Here is a 14,925-nt window from a genome sequence, read left to right as displayed (position 1 = left end):
GGGGAGCCCGGACACCGGCTCCGCGGGCGCTGGTACGGGCTCGCTCACCCCGCCCGTCCGGCCCTCTCCGCCGGTCCTGCCGGCGGCCGGAGGTTTCGGGGTGCTGTGGTGCCGGCCGGTTCACGGGGAGGAGACCGGTGGGTGGGCGGAGGTCAGCCGGCGCGGGGTGGGCCGCTCCGCCGCCCCCGGGCCCGGCGCCGGGCCCGGCTTCGGCGGTGGGGTCAGGGTGACCACGCGGTCGAAACGGCTGTCCAGGACCTCGTCGCCGTGGTGCACCACCAGCAGGGCCCGCCCCTCGGTCCGCCCGCTCAGCTCCCGGAACACCACGTCCCGGCCGAGCTCGTCGAGGTTGGCGAACGGCTCGTCGGCGAGGTAGACGTCCGCGTCCTCGCTCAACAGCGCGCCCACCCCGACCCGTTGCCGCTGTCCGGAGGAGAGGTGCGAGGGGAGCTGGTCGGTCAGCCCGTCCAGGCCGAGCGCGGCGCGCAGCTCCTCGTCCGGCACCAACTCACCCACCGGCAGCGGCGGGAGGTTCACCGGCGCGGTCAGGCTCGCCACCCTCGGAGGGAGGACGACCGTACCGGCGTCCGGGGCGAGGGTCCCGGCGACGACGTGCAGCAGGGTGGTCTTCCCGCAGCCGTTGGGGCCGCGGAGCAGGACGCGCTCTCCGGTGCCCAGGTCGAAGTCGGCGACCGGCACTTCCTTGGTGTCCGGCGCCTCCGCGGTGTCGTCGTAGCGGACCCGTACCTCGCGCAGCCGTACGGCGGGGCCCTCGTCGGCGTAGCGGGACCGGGGGGAGTCGCGCAGCGACCGGATCCGCCGCAGCACCGCGTTGCTCCGCCGGGCCTGCGGAATCATGTTGATCAGGTCGAAGATCCCGGAGACCGCCCGCCACAGCGAGTTCACGAAGGCGAGGAAGCTGCCGAAGGACATCCGGCCGGTGAACACGAAGAACGCCCCGACCACCATCGACGCGGTGTCCGACAGGTTCATCACCAGGTCGCTGAGGGTCCGTTGCTTCAGCGACAGCCGGTAGTTGACGTAGGTGAGGTCCAGGAAACCGCCCAGCGCCCGCCGGTTGACCGCCCGGGTGCCCGGCAGCAGCGCGGGCAGGCCGCGCAGCGCGTGGAAGGACTCCAGGGTGCGGGTGAGCCGGCTGACGTAGCCGGCCTCGGCCTCCCGCTCGGGCTCGGTGTTGTCCTCGATCCGCTTGGCCAGCCGGTTGCTCACGACCACCAGCGGCGGCACGATCACCAGCAGGATCAGGCTGGCCTGCCAGGACAAGTAGAGCAGCACACCGACGAAGACCACCGAGGAGACCAGCGTCCGGCCGATCCGGATGCAGACGTCCATCGCGGGCAGTACGCCCTCGCTGACGTCGTTGTGGATCCGGCTGACGTACGAGGCGTTCCCGGGCCCGGTCAGCTTGCGGCTGTCCAGGCCGAGCGTACGGTCCAGCAGCTCGGTCTCCAGCGTCAGCATGAACGCGTTCTCGAAGCGCCTGCGCCACGAGGAGATCCAGAACGCCGCCAGGTTGAGGCTGATGCCGAGCACCAGGTAGCAGCCGCCGAGGAAGACGAAGCGGTGCAGGTCGGCGGTCATGATCGCCTGGTCGAACAGCGCCTTGAGCAACAGCGGGTGCAGCAGCGCCTCGATCCCGCCGGTGCTCGCCTCGGCGATCAGGATCGCCACGAACCGGGGGCGGTGCCCGCGCAGGGTCTCCCACAGCTCCTTCACGGCGCCACCTCGTCCAGCAGGAAGTCGGGCCGGCCGCCGTGGTTGACCCGGTGCAGCACCCGCAGCACCCCGGCCGAGCCGGTCAGGTAGTCGGTGGAGCAACGCAGCAGTCCTTCGCCGGGGACGCCCAGCGGCACCGGCCCGTCGTTCCCGCGCGGCACCCCGAAGCGCTCGGCCGGCTCGAAGAGGAAGACCGAGCGCACGTAGTCGAGTTGGCGCAGTGCGGTGTCCCGGTAGGCGCGGTCGCCGGTGAACTCGGCCGCGTCCAGCAGCGCGTCGGCCACCCCGGTGAGCCCGAAGCAGTACGCCGGCAGCACCGAGAAGCGCACCTCCAGACCGCGCAGCACCTCCCGGGCGGCGTCCAGGTCGCCGTAGCGCAGCAGCACCTGCGCCACGCCCGCCGACCCCACCTCCACGTACGGCTCCATCGTGCCCTCGTGCTCGAACATCTTCCGGCCCTCGTCGTCCAGCTCCTTGAGCCGGCTCATCTCCCAGGCCAGCGCCTCCCGTCCGAGCCGCAGCCACTCCTCCTCGCCGGTCACCTGGTGCATCCGCAGCAGGAAGAGCGCCACCCCGGCCTGGCCGAAGCCCAGCCCGGTCAGCGGCTCCTCCCCGGTGAACTCGTTGCGCCAGTGGGCCAGTCCGTCCGAGCGCACCGCGCGCTCGCGCAACGCCCGCGCGCACTCCCGGGCGGCGGCCAGGTCGCCCGGGTCCCGGCCGTGGTGGAAGAACCGGAGGTTGGTCACGCCCAGGCCGCTGAGGCCGTAGTAGAAGGTGTGGTCGCCGACCGCGAGCGCCCGCCGGTTTGCGTGGCCGAGCAACTCCCGTGCCCGCGCTCCCAGTCCGAGTTCGTCGGCCGTCCAGGCGATGCCCGCGAGACCGGCCATCAGCCCGTCCGGGTAGTCGCGTACGTCCAGGTCGGCGATCCGCTCGGCCAGCCAGTCGCGCCACCGCGGCCGTACCGGCACACCCGAGGCGTGCAGCGCCCAGAGCACTCCGCCCGCCCCGAAACCCAGGCTCAGCGGGTTGGTGACGTGCGCGAACGGGTCCACCGGGAAGAGCGTGGCACGCCCGGGATCGGCCACCGCGGTGACGAACGCGGCCACCCCGGCCTCCGCCTCCGCCAGCCGCTCCGGCTCCGGCAGCGCCGGGGGTGGCGGCGCGACCGTCACCCGGTCGACCAGCTCCGAGCCGTCGCCCAGCTCCTCCAGCACCTCGGTGAGGGTGATCCGGTTCGCGGCCAGGTCCATGATCAGGGTGTGGATCCGCTCCGGCCAGCCCAGCGCGTCGACGAAGACCCGGTAGCTGTCCAGGATGTCCGTGCGCAGATAGGACATGGCGGCGATCGGGAAGACGAAGTACGCCATGGTGGTCGCCAGGCCGAACAGGTCGCCCTCCGGACCCGCCGCCCGGTAGTGGTGCCCGGAGAGGCTGAAGCCCGGGGTGAACAGCTCCACCGGCTTCGCCAGCGCCGCGTCGTCGCCCCCCTCCGTGCCCGGCGCCTCGATCAGCCGGCACGCCTCCAGGTCGACGATGGTCACCTCGTGGGTGGTGGTGTCGATGAGCAGGTTCGCCGGGGTGAAGTCGCCCAGGATCACGCCGTGTTCGTGGGCCGCCCGGATCGCCCGGGCCAGCGCGCGGAAGACGTCCACGAAGAGCCGCAGGAAGTCGCGCGACCGCTCCAGGTCGAAGCCGGGCCGGGCCAGCGGGTTGTCGGCGAGCAGCACCGTACGGATGTCGGCGCCCTCCACGAACTCCTCGGCGATGTAGTGGTGTTCCCAGTGCTCGAAGTACGCGATCGGCCGCGGATAGGCCCCCACGTCGGCCAGCCGGTTCAGGAACATCCACTCCCGGGCCAGGATGTCCACCGCGTCGTGACCCTGCCGCGGATTGGGGTTGGTGTGCGGGCGGGCCTCCTTCAGCACCACCTTGCGGTCCCCGTCCGCGGTGTCCTCGGCGGTGTAGACCCCACCGCTGTTGGAGAACTGGATCGCCCCGGTCACCCGGAAGCGGCCGCCCAGCAGCCCGTCGTCCTCCGGCTCCTCGGCCGGCTTCCAGTCATGGAACGGCCACTCCACCCACCAGGGTTGGGCGTATCCGGGCTGCCGGTCGTCGGGCACCGGACCGTCCGGCCCCTCGATGTGCGCCACCGGCCGCCCGAGCACGTCCACCGCCCGGGAGTGCAGGAACTGGCCGTAGCGGAAGTACAGCGCACGGCTGTCCCGGTAGCGCATGTCGGACAGCACGTACGCGCCCTCGACGCCGTCCAGCAGCCGGGCCAGGTCGGCCAGACAGGAGCGGAACTCCGCTTCATCGCGCGGGTAGACGGTGACCAGCTTGCCGCCGCTGCCCCGGGACATGCCCTTGGAGTTGAGCATCTCGTACACGTTGAGGTCGAGGGCGATCTTGAAGTCGGCCTCCCGGTCGACCAGGTGGCGGATCACCTCGTCCGCCACCCGGTACACGCTGCGGTGGTCCGCCGACACGTGGATCTTCCAGCCCTGCGCGGGCAGTTCGGGGTTGTGCCGGTGGCTCCACCAGATCCCGCTGCGGACGAAACGCGCCCGGGTACGCTCGTCGAACCCGGCGAGGAAGTGGTCCTCCCGCGGGTGGTAGTAGACGTCCAGCGGGTCGAAGAAGAGGGTGTCGTTCCAGGCGAAGAGGAAGCGGTTGATCCAACGTTCGTCGCGCATGTCAGCCTCTGTGGTCGTCGTCCGGGGGCCGCGGGTCGAAGCGGTGGCCGGCGGGGCGCGGGCGAAGCGGTCCGGGCGCGGGCGTCAGGCGCCCGCGCCCGGACCGCCCGGGGTTTACTTCGGCTTCGTGGTGCAGCAGGTGCTGCTGCTGCTGGTGAGGCTGACCGGGCCACGGGCCGAGGCCGAGGTGGACGGCTGCAGGGTCTGGAGCTTCAGCACACTCATCTGGATTCCTCCCGAAGTACGGACGGGGGTGGGGTGTTCACCCCCGGATCACCGGTGACGGCGGCCCGGGCAAAGACGCCGGTGCGGCTCCACCCGGGCCGCGCGCGATCAGTTCGGCTGGGTGGTGCAGCAGGAGCTGCTGCTGCTGGTGAGGCTCACGGGGCCACGGTTCGCCGCCGAGGTGGACGGCTGCAGGGTCTGGAGCTTGAGCACACTCATGGGACTCCTCCTTGGGGTACGGCTGCGGTGGGCTTGCCGCCCGGGCGGGCGGCGATCCCGAGTCAACGCCCCCCGGGCGCGGGCCACATGGGAGCTCCGCCCCCATAATCCGATCCCTCCTGCCCCCACCCGGTCGCCCCGTCCCCACCCATGAATGCGGGTACCAACGATCCACCCGCCTCCGTCCGGCCGGCGCCCCGCCCTGACCCGCCCGCCTTGCCGACATACATACACGCTTGTATGTTTCTTTTATGAGCAAGGTGACACAGCACCTCGACCCCACCGCGATCCCACCCGATCTCGCCGCCCTCGGCGCCATGGACACCCCCGACTACGCGGACGCGTTCACCCTCACCGGCCACCCCCGCACCGGGCACTCCGCCGAGGAGTGGGCGCGGACGATGTTCGAGGACGTCATCGGGGTGCGGGCCCAGCTGCTGTGGCGGGTGGTGATGGGGCTGCGGCTGCGCCCGCGGTGGCGCCGCCGCCCGGGGCAGGTCGCGGGCTGGCCGGTCGGCGACCGCGGGCCGGGGTGGATCCGGATGGAGGCCCGCTCCCGCGCGTACACCTTCCATCTCGTCGTGCGCACCGCGGACGAGGCCGGTGACCCCGCGACCTCGCTGGGCACCTTCGTGCGCTACCACACCGCCCGCGGCCGGCGTCGCTGGACCAAGTACTCTGCCGAGCACCGCGAGCTGGCCCCCGGCCTCCTCCGCTCCGCCGCCGACACCCTCGCCCGCACCCCCTGAGCGCGGTCAGGGGGTGCGGGCGAGGGTGGGGGTGGGCGAGGCAGCCCGCGTCGCCGCCCCGGCAGTACGTTCGCCTGCGGGCCGGGCCCGCCGATGGGAGGAGGGGCGCTACTTCTCGGTGGTGCCGGATGCCCTGCTGACGGACTCCTGGTAGATGTCCGCGTAAGTGCGTGAGTCCTTGACCAGATCGTCGCAGAACGCCGCGACGTCCGTGCCGATGAGTTCGAGGACCCCCTTGCCCGCGGCGACTCCCTCCTCGAAGAAGTCGACGATCCCGGGGAGCAGGGGCCCGTCGGGCAGGTCGACCGGGCCGACCTTGAAGAAGTACTTCTGCATCTCCTCGTAGACGATCCGGTAGTCGGGCGGAAGTGCCTTGACCCGAGCCCTGTGGGCCCGCCACTGCTTCTTGCCTTCGATGATGTCCTGGATGCCCATGTCAGCCCCCCAGCCGGTTCAGTTTCCTCGCGACGTTCTTGTTCAGCTGCTCACGCCACCGGTCGCGGTAGGTTCGCGCCCCTTCGCCTCCGGCCAGAGCCGCACAGAAGCCCGGGATGTCGTCGCCGAGCACTTCGTGGACGCTCTGCCCCTCCGCCGCCGTTTCTTCGAGGAGCCCCAGCGCGGAGTCCAGGATCGGCATCAGATTGCGGCCGGTGAAGTTCGCGTGGGGCAGGAGGTGGGTCTGGATCTGCCCCCACGCCGCCCGGTAGTCGTCGGGCAGAGCCGCGGCCCTGACGTCGAACGCCTTCCACTCCCTGGTGAGATCGCTGCCGGTGATGGTTTCCCAGAAGTTCATCTCCCGCCCTCCTTGAGCTTGTCGATGCGTGATGAGACGTACTGCCACTTCGTCCAGAACATCGCGAGTTCCTCACGCCCGGCGTCGTTGAGCGCGTAGAACTTGCGCGGCGGACCGACCCCGGACGGACGTTTCGTCACCTGGACGAATTTGTTCCTCTCCAGCCGCAGCAGGATGGTGTACACCGTCCCCTCGATGACATCGCCGAAGCCGAGCTCGTTCAGCTGGCGGGTGATGGCGTACCCGTAGGTCTCCTCGCGGTCGATGATTTCGAGCACGCACCCTTCGAGCGTCCCTTTCATCATCTCCGTCAGGCCGTCCATCGCTGAGTCCTCCTCACTCGAGTGGTACTGCGTAGTACCGAGTACCACTACACAGTATCACCGAGTACCGGGTTGCGCGAAGAGCTCGTCCACATCGGGGACGTCTACATCGGGGACGTCTACACCGGGGACGCGGGAGGTGTCTCGGGCGGGGCCTGCGGGACGGCTGCGGCGGCGGGCAGGGACAGGACCATGGTGAGACCGCCGCCCGGAGTGTCCTCGGCGGTGAGGGTGGCGCGGATCGCCTCGGTGAAGCCGCGTGCGACGGCCAGACCGAGCCCGACGCCGGCGCCTCGTGGGGCGTCTCCGAGGCGCTGGAACGGTTCGAAGATGTGTTCCTTGGCCGTGTCGGGGACGCCGGGGCCGCGGTCGACGACGCGGAGCTCGACCCGGTCGTGCAGGCTGCTGGCGGAGACGAGGACGGGGACGTTCTCCGGGCTGTACTTGACGGCGTTCTCGACGATGTTGGCCACGATGCGTTCCAGCAGTCCGCGGTCGACGGCGACCATGGGCAGGGTTTCCGGGATGTCCAGTTCCGCGCTGCCGTCGGGGACCCCGCCCAGGGCCATGGGGACCACTTCGTCCAGGTCCGTCTCCCGGATCAGGGGTACGACGGTGCCTGTGTTGAGGCGGGACATGTCCAGGAGGTTGCCGATGAGCGCCGAGAGGCGGTCGGCCCCTTCCTCGATGCCTTCCAGCAGGGCCTCGCGGTCGGTCTCCGACCAGGCGACCTCGTGGGAGCGCAGTGAGGTGACCGATGCCTTGATTCCGGCCAGAGGGGTGCGGAGGTCGTGACTGACGGCGGCGAGGAGGGCGGTGCGAAAGCGGTCGCTCTCGGCCAGTTTCCGTGCTTCCTCGGCCTGGCCGACCAGGCGCCGGCGGTCCAGGGCCACGGCCGCCTGGGCGGCGAAGGCGCCCAGGACCCGGCGGTTCTCGGCGGGCAGCGCCCGGCCGGTCAGGACCAGGGCCAGGTTCTCCCCCACAGGTATGTCGACGTCGGCGTCCTCGGGGCGGTCGACGGGCGGGGCTCCCGCGGCCGCCGCGCAGGTCCAGGGCTCGACCTCACTCGCCCGTTCCAGCAGGGCGGCGGAGTCCATGGCGAAGGTCTCCCGGAGCCGTTCCAGCAGGGCGTCGAGGGAGTTCTCCCCCCGCAGAATGCTGCCCGCGAGGAAGGAGAGGATCTCCGACTCGGCGCGCAGCCGGGCGGCCTGGTGGGTACGGCGGGCCGCCAGGTCGACGACCGAGGCGACGGAGACGGCCACACCGACGAAGATCACGATGGCGACGATGTTCTTCGGGTCGGAGACCGTGAACCGGCCCAGGGGCAGGGTGAAGTAGTAGTTCAGCAGCAGGGAGCCGAAGGCCGCCGAGGCGAGGGCGGGCAGCATGCCGCCCAGCAGGGCTGCCGCGACGGTGGCGGTGAGGAACAGCAGCATGTCGTTGGCGAGCCCGAGATCGGGAACGACGGTCTTGAGCAGCAGGCTGAGGAGGGCGGGCCCGGCGATGCCCACGAGCCAGCCCCAGATGATCCGGGCCTGGCCGAGCCGGGCGCCACGGGCGATCGGCAGCCCCCGGCCCTGGGCGGCGGCGTCGTGGGTGACCATGTGGACATCCAGGTCCGCACCCGACTCACGGGCGACGGTCGCGCTGACGCCGGGGCCGAGCATGTACTGCCAGGACTTGCGGCGGCTGACGCCGAGGACGATCTGGGTGGCGTTGACCCCACGGGCGAAGTCCAGCAGCGCCGAGGGGACGTCGTCGCCGATGACGTGGTGGAAGGTGCCGCCGAGATCTTCGACCAGGGTGCGCTGGACGGCTAGTTCCTTGGGCGACACCGACTTCAGCCCGTCGCTGGCGGCGATGTAGACGGCCAGCACCTCACCGCCGGCCCCCTTCTCCGCGAGGCGGGAGGCGCGGCGGATGAGGGTGCGGCCCTCGGCCCCGCCGGTCAGGCCGACGACGATGCGTTCGCGGGCCTGCCAAGTGGTCCGGATGCCGTGCTCGCCCCGGTACTGCCTCAGATACTCGTCGACCCGGTCCGCGGTCCACAGGAGGGCCAGCTCGCGCAGGGCCGTGAGGTTGCCGGGGCGGAAGTAGTTCGAGAGAGCCGCGTCCATCTTGTCCGGCCGGTAGATGTTGCCGTGCACCATCCGGCGGCGCAGCGCCTGGGGCGACATGTCGACCAGCTCGATCTGGTCGGCCCGCCGCACCACCTCGTCGGGGACCGTCTCGCGCTGCCGTACCCCGGTGATCGACTCCACGACATCGCCGAGCGACTCCAGGTGCTGGATGTTCACCGTCGATACGACGTCGATCCCGGCCTTCAGCAGCTCCTCGACGTCCTGCCAGCGCTTGGCGTTCCGGGAGCCCGGCACGTTGGTGTGGGCCAGCTCGTCCACCAGGGCCACGGCCGGAGCCCGTTCCAGGACCGCGTCCACGTCCATCTCGGTGAACCTGGCCCCCCGGTACTCCAGCTCCCGGCGGGGCAGGAGCTCCAGCCCCTGGAGCATCACCTCGGTCCGCGGCCGGTTGTGGTGCTCAACGAACCCCACGACCGCATCGGTGCCCCGCTCCACCCTCCGGTGGGCCTCGGAGAGCATCGCGTACGTCTTGCCGACGCCCGGCGCCGCACCGAGGTAGATCCGCAGCTTTCCGCGTCCCATGATGACTTCTCGTTCTTCCGTGGTGGGTGCACGCATCAAGGTTCGAAGCGGTAGCCCATGCCCGCCTCGGTGATCAGATACCGCGGGTGGGCCGGGTCGGCTTCGAGTTTGCGTCGTAGCTGGGCCATGTAGACCCGAAGGTAGTTGGTGTTCTCCACGTAGGTGGGCCCCCACACCTCCCGCAGGAGCACCCGCTGTGACACCAGGCGGCCGGGGCTGCTGACCAGCATGTCGAGCAGATGCCACTCGGTCGGGGTCAGCCGGACGGCATCGGCTCCGCGCCACACTTTCTTCGCCACCAGGTCGATGGTGAATACGTCCGTCGTCACGACGTTCTGCGCCTCGGCCTCGGCGGTCTCCTGGCGTCGCCGGGTGGCCGCCCGCAGCCGGGCCAGCAGTTCGTCCATGCTGAACGGCTTGGTCACGTAGTCGTCGGCGCCCGCGTCCAGGGCGCGGACCTTGTCCTCGGACAGATGGCGCGCGGACAGCACCAGAATCGGCACCTGGCTCAACCCCCGGATCGCCTTGATGACTTCGACGCCGTCCATGTCCGACAGGCCGAGGTCCAACAGGATGGCGTCGGGCTTGTGGGCGACGGCGAGCCGGAGAGCCGTGCTGCCGTCGGAGGCCGCATCGACGTCGTACGCACGCGCCTGGAGGTTGATCCTGAGGGCGCGTACCAGTTGTGTGTCGTCTTCGACTACGAGCACCCGGGGCATGGGGTGTGCACTTTCTCCTTGGTTGTGGGGGGAGCCGGTGGGGTGCGCGTCTTCCGCACCCCACCGGCTTCCGGTCCCGCGGCTCAGCTTCATCAGCCTTGAGTCAGGTTCCTGAGCGCGGTGTTCAGCTCCAGCACGTTCACCCGGGGTTCCCCCATGAAGCCGAGGACCCGGCCGGCCGTGTGATCGGCAACCAGATCCTCCACCTCCTCGACGTCGAGGCCGTTCTCCTCCGCGACCCGGTGGATCTGGAGCTTCGCGTACGCGGGTGAGATGTGCGGGTCCAGGCCGGAGCCGGACGAGGTGACGGCGTCGGCCGGGACGTCGGTGGGCTTCACCTTGTACGTCGCGGTCGAGTTGTCCTTGACCACGGCCGTCTTGGCGTCCTTCACCCACTGGATCAGTTCCTCGTTGTCGCCGGAGCGGTTGGTGGCTCCGGAGAGGATCAGGTCGTACTGGGTGTTGACGCTGTTGCTGCCGAGACCGTTGGAGGGGCGCGGCTGGAACCACTTCAGGTCCGGGGCAGGTGACTCCTCGCCGTCCTTCAGCGGGAGGTCGTAGCGCTGGCCGATGAGGGAGGAGCCGACGACCCGGCCTTCCTTGTCCTTGATCTCGGAGCCGTTGGCCTGGTCGTTGAACAGGGCCTGGACGACGCCGGTGACTGCGAGCGGGTAGATCACTCCGCAGACGAGAGTGAGGACGAGCAGGGCGCGGAGCCCGGCCCCGAGCACCCGTGCGGTGGTGCTGACGGTGTTGTTGGTCATGGCGGATCAGCCGATTCCGGGGATGAGGGAGAGGAGCAGATCGATGAGCTTGATGCCGATGAACGGGGCGATCAGGCCACCGAGTCCGTAGACGGCGAGGTTGCGGCGCAGCATCCTGTCCGCGCCGGCCGGCCGGTAGCGGACGCCCCTGAGGGCGAGCGGCACCAGCGCGACGATGACCAGCGCGTTGAAGATGACCGCGGAGAGGATCGCGGACTCGGGCGAGGAGAGGCCCATGATGTTGAGCCGGTCCAGCGAGGGGTACGCCACGGCGAACATGGCGGGGATGATCGCGAAGTACTTCGCGACATCGTTGGCGATGGAGAACGTCGTCAACGCGCCCCGGGTGATGAGGAGTTGTTTGCCGATCTCGACGATCTCGATGAGTTTGGTGGGGTTGGAGTCCAGGTCGACCATGTTCCCGGCCTCCTTGGCGGCGGAGGTGCCGGTGTTCATCGCGACGCCGACGTCGGCCTGGGCCAGGGCGGGTGCGTCGTTGGTGCCGTCGCCGGTCATCGCGACCAGCTTGCCCCCGGCCTGCTCCCGCTTGATGAGCGCCATCTTGTCCTCGGGCGTCGCCTCGGCCAGGAAGTCGTCGACCCCCGCCTCCTCTGCGATCGCCTTCGCGGTCAGCGGGTTGTCGCCCGTGATCATCACCGTACGGATGCCCATCCGGCGCAGCTCCTCGAACCGCTCCCGCATGCCCTCCTTCACCACATCCTTGAGGTGGATGACACCGAGGACGCGTACGCCCCGAGCGTCTTCCACAGCCACCAGCAGCGGCGTGCCACCAGCCTGGGAAATCCGGTCGTTGAGCACCTGCGCGTCCTCGGACTCACTGCCGCCCCGCTCCTTCACCCAGGCCGCGACCGCGCCGGTCGCTCCCTTGCGGACCTTCCGCCCGGCGAGGTCGACGCCGGACATCCGGGTCTGCGCGGTGAACGCGATCCACTCGGCGTCGGCCGGCTCCTCCTGGTGGCGTTCGCGCAGCCCGTGACTCTCCTTGGCGAGCACGACGATCGAGCGGCCCTCCGGCGTCTCGTCGGCCAGCGAGGACAGCTGCGCGGCGTCGGCGAGTTCCGTCTCCGTCACGCCCTCGACGGGGACGAACGCGGCTGCCTGCCGGTTGCCCAGGGTGATGGTTCCGGTCTTGTCGAGGAGCAGCGTCGATACGTCGCCGGCGGCCTCGACCGCGCGGCCCGACATGGCCAGGACGTTGCGCTGGACGAGCCGGTCCATCCCGGCGATGCCGATGGCGGAGAGCAGGGCCCCGATCGTGGTGGGGATCAGGCACACCAGGAGCGCGGCCAGCACGATCAGCGAGGTCTGGTCGTCGGCGCCCGCGTAGACCGCGAACGGCTTCAGGGTGACCACGGCCAGCAGGAAGACGATCGTGAGGGACGCGAGCAGGATGTTCAGAGCGATCTCGTTGGGTGTCTTCTGCCGGGCCGCGCCCTCCACCAGGTTGATCATCCGGTCGATGAAGGTCTCGCCCGGCTTGGTGGTAATCCTGATGACGACGCGGTCGGAGAGCACCTTCGTCCCGCCGGTGACGGCCGAACGGTCGCCGCCGGACTCGCGGATGACCGGAGCCGATTCGCCGGTGATCGCGGACTCGTCGACGGAGGCGACGCCCTCGACCACGTCCCCGTCGCCGGGAATGATGTCACCGGCCTCGCAGACCACCAGGTCACCGATCCGCAGATCGGTACCCGGGACCTGCTCCTCGCCCGCCCCGGCCAGCCGGCGGGCGACGGTGTCGGTCTTGGCCTTGCGCAACGTGTCGGCCTGGGCTTTGCCCCGGCCCTCGGCGACCGCCTCGGCCAGGTTGGCGAAGATCGTGGTCAGCCAGAGCCAGGCGGTGATCGCCCAGCCGAACCAGTCGGTCGGGTCGGTGAGCGCGAGCATGGTGGTGACCACCGAGCCGACCAGCACGACGAACATCACCGGCGACTTGATCATCACCCGCGGATCGAGCTTCCGTAGCGCGTCCGGGAAGGACTTCAGCAACTGCTTCGGATCGAACAGCCCCCCTCCGACACTGCCACCGGAAGGCGGCAGGTCTCCGTGCGGAGCGCGGGTGGGAGTGGGAGTGGGAGTGACGGTGCTCATGAGGCGAGCCCTTCGGCGAGCGGCCCCAGCGCCAGGGCGGGGAAGTAGGTGAGTCCGGTGACGATGAGGATCGTGCCGACGAGCAGCCCCGTGTACAGGGGTTTGTCGGTGCGCAAGGTGCCCGCGGTCTCGGGTACGGGCTTCTGCTCGGCGAGCGAGCCGGCCAGCGCGAGGACGAACACCATCGGCAGGAACCGGCCGAGCAGCATCGTGATGCCGATGGTGGTGTTGAACCACTGGGTGTCGGCGTTGAGTCCGGCGAAGGCGGAGCCGTTGTTGTTGGCGCCGGAGGTATAGGCGTACAGAATCTCGGAGAAGCCGTGCGCGCCGGAGTTGGTCATCGAGTCCCCGGGCGTGGGCAGGGCCATGGCGACGGCGGTGAAGCCGAGCACGAGCGCCGGAGTGACGAGGATGTAGCAGGCGGCCAGCTTGATCTGCCGGGTGCCGATCTTCTTGCCGACGTACTCGGGGGTGCGGCCGACCATCAGCCCGGCGATGAACACCGCGATGATCGCCATGATCAGCATGCCGTAGAGGCCGGAGCCCACACCGCCGGGGGCGATCTCGCCGAGTTGCATGCCCAGCATCGTGATGCCGCCGCCGAACCCGGTGTACGAGGAGTGGAAGGAGTTCACCGCACCGGTCGAGGTCAGCGTCGTGGCGACCGCGAAGATCGACGAGCCGGCGATCCCGAAGCGGGTCTCCTTGCCCTCCATGGCCCCGCCCGCGATCTCGAACGCCGGCCCCCGGTGGGCGAACTCGGTCCACATCATCAGGGCCGTGAACCCGATCCAGATGACGGCCATCGCACCGAGGATCGCGTACCCCTGCTTCAGCGAGCCGACCATCCGGCCGAAGGTCCGGGTCAGCGCGAACGGGATCAGCAGGATGAGGAAGATCTCGAACAGGTTGGACAGGGGGTTGGGATTCTCGAAGGGGTGGGCGGAGTTGGCGTTGAAGTAACCGCCGCCGTTGGTGCCCAGCTCCTTGATGGCCTCCTGGGAGGCGACCGCCCCGCCGTTCCACTCCTGTGCACCGCCCATGAACTGTCCGACCTGGTGGATGCCGGAGAAGTTCTGGATCGCCCCGCAGGCGACCAGGACGATCGCACCGATCACCGAGATCGGGACCAGGATGCGTACGGTGCCGCGCACCAGGTCGGCCCAGAAGTTGCCGAGTTCACCGGTACGGGAGCGGGCGAAGCCCCGTACGAGGGCCACCGCCACGGCCATGCCGACCGCGGCGGACAGGAAGTTCTGCACCGCGAGGCCGCCGGTCTGGACGACGTGGCCCATGGCCTGTTCGCCGTAGTAGGACTGCCAGTTGGTGTTGGCGACGAAGGACGCGGCGGTGTTGAACGCCTGGTCCGGGTCGATCGAGGAGAAGCCTGGCGAACCGGGCAGCGAGCCCTGTATCCGTTGCATCAGATACAGGAACAAGACGCTCACCGCCGAGAATGCGAGAACTCCGCGCAGATAGGCGGGCCAGCGCATCTCGGCGGCCGGATTGGCGCCGATGGCCTTGTATATCCAATTCTCCGGCTTGTAGTGCTTCTCGGAGGAGTAGACCCGGGCCATGTAATCGCCCAGCGGACGGTATGCCAGCGCGAGAGCGGCTATCAAGGCCAGCAGCTGGATCACACCTGCGGTGAAGGGACTCATATCAGCGCTCAGAACCTCTCCGGGTAAAGGAGGGCCAGAACGAGATATCCAACCAGGGAGACGGCCACGATGAGGCCGACGACGTTCTCGGCGGTCACAGCTTGGTCACCCCCCGGGCGATGAGAGTCACCAGCGCGAATACCGCGACCGTGGTGACGACGAAGGCCAGATCGGCCATCGCAAGCTCCTGATTGATTGACGCGAGGAACGGAATCGGCCTTTTGGCCAAGAAGAGCAAACATCGGGTTCAGCCCCGGGGTAAGCCAC

Annotated in this window: 15 protein-coding genes; 1 reads left to right on the top strand and 14 read right to left on the bottom strand. The window is 69.7% G+C overall.

Translation table 11 applies throughout. The annotated features are described in order from the left end of the window. Positions 1–120 precede the first annotated feature (120 nt). From ACLJPL_RS13950 to ACLJPL_RS13935, 4 genes are all read right to left on the bottom strand, one after another. The gene (locus ACLJPL_RS13950; RefSeq protein ID WP_411081120.1) at positions 121–1,737 is read right to left on the bottom strand and encodes an ATP-binding cassette domain-containing protein; all 1,617 of its coding nucleotides are present in this window, start codon (positions 1,735–1,737) and stop codon (positions 121–123) included. Beyond that, positions 1,734–4,430, bottom strand: coding sequence for a class III lanthionine synthetase LanKC (lanKC, locus tag ACLJPL_RS13945; RefSeq protein WP_411081119.1), 2,697 nt, complete (start codon positions 4,428–4,430; stop codon positions 1,734–1,736). The genes ACLJPL_RS13950 and lanKC overlap by 4 nt, the downstream gene beginning before the upstream one ends. A gap of 114 nt (positions 4,431–4,544) precedes the next feature. After that, complete coding sequence (locus ACLJPL_RS13940; protein WP_189430102.1) at positions 4,545–4,655, bottom strand: class III lanthipeptide; 111 nt, start codon at positions 4,653–4,655, stop codon at positions 4,545–4,547. Positions 4,656–4,763: 108 nt separating this feature from the next. Next, positions 4,764–4,874 (bottom strand): class III lanthipeptide, encoded by a 111-nt coding sequence (locus ACLJPL_RS13935; protein WP_189430104.1) that lies wholly within the window; start codon positions 4,872–4,874, stop codon positions 4,764–4,766. A gap of 251 nt (positions 4,875–5,125) precedes the next feature. Between ACLJPL_RS13935 and ACLJPL_RS13930 the strand changes: the two genes are divergently transcribed. Beyond that, positions 5,126–5,623 carry a hypothetical protein gene (locus tag ACLJPL_RS13930; protein WP_411081118.1) on the top strand — a complete coding sequence of 166 codons (498 nt, stop codon included), beginning with the start codon at positions 5,126–5,128 and terminating at the stop codon, positions 5,621–5,623. Positions 5,624–5,731: 108 nt separating this feature from the next. Here the strand turns inward: ACLJPL_RS13930 and ACLJPL_RS13925 are convergent, their stop codons facing one another. The 10 genes from ACLJPL_RS13925 to ACLJPL_RS13880 form a co-directional block, all read right to left on the bottom strand. Continuing rightward, a complete protein-coding gene (locus ACLJPL_RS13925; protein ID WP_411081117.1) occupies positions 5,732–6,058 on the bottom strand; it encodes a DUF1048 domain-containing protein in 327 nt (108 codons plus the stop codon). A 1-nt stretch (position 6,059) separates the two neighbouring features. Next, positions 6,060–6,416 carry a DUF1048 domain-containing protein gene (locus ACLJPL_RS13920; protein WP_411081116.1) on the bottom strand — a complete coding sequence of 119 codons (357 nt, stop codon included), beginning with the start codon at positions 6,414–6,416 and terminating at the stop codon, positions 6,060–6,062. Continuing rightward, entirely contained in the window at positions 6,413–6,739 is a 327-nt protein-coding gene (locus ACLJPL_RS13915; RefSeq protein WP_411081115.1) for a PadR family transcriptional regulator, read from the bottom strand. The genes ACLJPL_RS13920 and ACLJPL_RS13915 overlap by 4 nt, the downstream gene beginning before the upstream one ends. Positions 6,740–6,858: 119 nt before the next feature. Then, complete coding sequence (locus ACLJPL_RS13910; RefSeq protein ID WP_411081114.1) at positions 6,859–9,402, bottom strand: DUF4118 domain-containing protein; 2,544 nt, start codon at positions 9,400–9,402, stop codon at positions 6,859–6,861. Positions 9,403–9,437: 35 nt separating this feature from the next. After that, positions 9,438–10,121, bottom strand: coding sequence for a response regulator (locus ACLJPL_RS13905; RefSeq protein WP_411081113.1), 684 nt, complete (start codon positions 10,119–10,121; stop codon positions 9,438–9,440). 92 nt (positions 10,122–10,213) lie between these two features. Then, positions 10,214–10,885 carry a potassium-transporting ATPase subunit C gene (locus tag ACLJPL_RS13900; protein ID WP_411081112.1) on the bottom strand — a complete coding sequence of 224 codons (672 nt, stop codon included), beginning with the start codon at positions 10,883–10,885 and terminating at the stop codon, positions 10,214–10,216. Between the two features lie 6 nt (positions 10,886–10,891). Next, positions 10,892–12,997 carry a potassium-transporting ATPase subunit KdpB gene (kdpB, locus tag ACLJPL_RS13895; protein WP_411081111.1) on the bottom strand — a complete coding sequence of 702 codons (2,106 nt, stop codon included), beginning with the start codon at positions 12,995–12,997 and terminating at the stop codon, positions 10,892–10,894. Continuing rightward, positions 12,994–14,658, bottom strand: coding sequence for a potassium-transporting ATPase subunit KdpA (gene kdpA, locus ACLJPL_RS13890; RefSeq protein ID WP_411081110.1), 1,665 nt, complete (start codon positions 14,656–14,658; stop codon positions 12,994–12,996). The genes kdpB and kdpA overlap by 4 nt, the downstream gene beginning before the upstream one ends. A gap of 8 nt (positions 14,659–14,666) precedes the next feature. Further along, the gene (gene kdpF / locus ACLJPL_RS13885; protein WP_411081109.1) at positions 14,667–14,756 is read right to left on the bottom strand and encodes a K(+)-transporting ATPase subunit F; all 90 of its coding nucleotides are present in this window, start codon (positions 14,754–14,756) and stop codon (positions 14,667–14,669) included. After that, positions 14,753–14,887 carry a hypothetical protein gene (locus ACLJPL_RS13880; RefSeq protein WP_411081108.1) on the bottom strand — a complete coding sequence of 45 codons (135 nt, stop codon included), beginning with the start codon at positions 14,885–14,887 and terminating at the stop codon, positions 14,753–14,755. The genes kdpF and ACLJPL_RS13880 overlap by 4 nt, the downstream gene beginning before the upstream one ends. Positions 14,888–14,925: the final 38 nt, after the last annotated feature.

Origin of the sequence: Streptomyces sp. cmx-18-6 (genome assembly GCF_046548915.1) — a bacterium.
In the GTDB taxonomy this organism is placed as follows: Bacteria; Actinomycetota; Actinomycetes; order Streptomycetales; family Streptomycetaceae; genus Streptomyces.
This window is presented reverse-complemented; position numbering and strand designations above follow the sequence as displayed.

What these genes read in the sequence shown, in the direction of transcription:
- ACLJPL_RS13940 (WP_189430102.1), bottom strand. Translation starts at nt 4,655, where the DNA reads ATGAGTGTGCTGAAGCTCCAGACCCTGCAGCCGTCCACCTCGGCCTCG.
- ACLJPL_RS13915 (WP_411081115.1), bottom strand. Translation starts at nt 6,739, where the DNA reads ATGGACGGCCTGACGGAGATGATGAAAGGGACGCTCGAAGGGTGCGTG.
- ACLJPL_RS13930 (WP_411081118.1), top strand. Translation starts at nt 5,126, where the DNA reads ATGAGCAAGGTGACACAGCACCTCGACCCCACCGCGATCCCACCCGAT.
- ACLJPL_RS13900 (WP_411081112.1), bottom strand. Translation starts at nt 10,885, where the DNA reads ATGACCAACAACACCGTCAGCACCACCGCACGGGTGCTCGGGGCCGGG.
- ACLJPL_RS13925 (WP_411081117.1), bottom strand. Translation starts at nt 6,058, where the DNA reads ATGGGCATCCAGGACATCATCGAAGGCAAGAAGCAGTGGCGGGCCCAC.
- ACLJPL_RS13935 (WP_189430104.1), bottom strand. Translation starts at nt 4,874, where the DNA reads ATGAGTGTGCTCAAGCTCCAGACCCTGCAGCCGTCCACCTCGGCGGCG.
- ACLJPL_RS13920 (WP_411081116.1), bottom strand. Translation starts at nt 6,416, where the DNA reads ATGAACTTCTGGGAAACCATCACCGGCAGCGATCTCACCAGGGAGTGG.
- kdpA (WP_411081110.1), bottom strand. Translation starts at nt 14,658, where the DNA reads ATGAGTCCCTTCACCGCAGGTGTGATCCAGCTGCTGGCCTTGATAGCC.
- ACLJPL_RS13905 (WP_411081113.1), bottom strand. Translation starts at nt 10,121, where the DNA reads ATGCCCCGGGTGCTCGTAGTCGAAGACGACACACAACTGGTACGCGCC.
- ACLJPL_RS13910 (WP_411081114.1), bottom strand. Translation starts at nt 9,402, where the DNA reads ATGGGACGCGGAAAGCTGCGGATCTACCTCGGTGCGGCGCCGGGCGTC.
- lanKC (WP_411081119.1), bottom strand. Translation starts at nt 4,430, where the DNA reads ATGCGCGACGAACGTTGGATCAACCGCTTCCTCTTCGCCTGGAACGAC.
- kdpB (WP_411081111.1), bottom strand. Translation starts at nt 12,997, where the DNA reads ATGAGCACCGTCACTCCCACTCCCACTCCCACCCGCGCTCCGCACGGA.